The sequence below is a fragment of the Malaciobacter halophilus genome (genome assembly GCF_002837275.1).
Lineage (GTDB): Bacteria > Campylobacterota > Campylobacteria > Campylobacterales > Arcobacteraceae > Malaciobacter > Malaciobacter halophilus.
Map to the genome: position 1 here is coordinate 1 of NZ_NXIF01000085.1, position 1,285 is coordinate 1,285.

The 1,285-nt window shown below is 29.5% G+C and carries 1 protein-coding gene; it reads right to left on the reverse strand.

Translation table 11 applies throughout. The features are described from left to right. The coding region (locus CP960_RS13290) for a methyl-accepting chemotaxis protein (RefSeq protein ID WP_119184495.1) at positions 1-1,285 on the reverse strand (1,285 nt) is incomplete at both ends.

Below are 1,285 nucleotides of genomic sequence, written 5' to 3' on the forward strand. Positions count from 1 at the left end.
ATCATCTATTGTTTTTGACATATTTGCTGTTAGTGTATTTGTCTTTTTTATACTTTTTTGCATAAACTCATCATCTAAATCTCCTACACTATATGCAAACTGTATATTTTGCATTACTAATCCTAATGCATTTAGTGGCTGTCTCCATTGATGAGCAATATTTCCTATCATCTCTCCCATTGCTGCTAACTTACTTTGTTGTATTAGTAACTGCTCTTGTTTTCTTTGTTTATCTATCTCTTCTTTTACTTTTTGTTCTAAACTTGCATTTAAATCATTTTGTTTTTTAACTAAAGCTTCAATTTTATTTGCCATTTCATTAAATGAACTTTCAAGCTGACCTATTTCATCTTTTGAGTTTACTTTTAGTCTATAATCAAACTCATTATTTGCAAATTTTTTAGTTCCAAGTAGTATATTTTCAATTTTTTTACTAATATAGTTTGACATCCACAACGCAATTATTATGACTAAAACAATCATTATTCCAGTGGAAACTGTAAGTTCATTTAGCATCTGCATTATAAACTTTTCTATTTCACTTCTATTCTTTTCTAAACTTTCATGCATACTTTTTGTTTGAGTGTTTAAAATAACATCTATATTATCTTTTGTTTTATTTGCAGCAGCATGAAATTCGTTTACATTTGCAGTAATTGTCACAAAACCAAAACCTCTTTTACTATTTGCATATTTACCTGTATAGTATGGAATAGCAGCTGCTGTTGATAATTTCCAAATATCACTCCAATATATTATAAAAGAACCATAACCTCCATTTTTAGTAACTTGCATCCAACCTTGACATTGTGGAGCAAAATTCAAATATCTACAATCAATATTTACATTTCCATCTTCAATTAGTTGCTTCATATTTGGCTTTTTTTTCAAGCTTTGCTCTTCAAATGTTGGATAGTCTTCTAAAAACTCATTTATTTCTTTATTTGAAGCATAATACTTCTTTGCAACATCCAAACTTAGCCATGGCATTGTTTGTTTACCAGTTTCTGGATTATATCCTACAATAGAGTGGTCTCTTGGATGAGATATATTTTTACCTTCATAATCCCACATAAATGCATAATTCCCTACACTTGCATCTGCTATATCTTGTAAAGGATTCTTTCCTGTTGGATTTACTGTATCTGTAAACTGCATTATATGTTCATGGTCTAATGCTAAACTTACATATCCTACTTTTTTATCATCTTTATATACTGGCGTTACAAATCTTATTATCCCTTCAAACCTCTTCCCATTTGGATTCTCTTTTCCTGCATAGGCT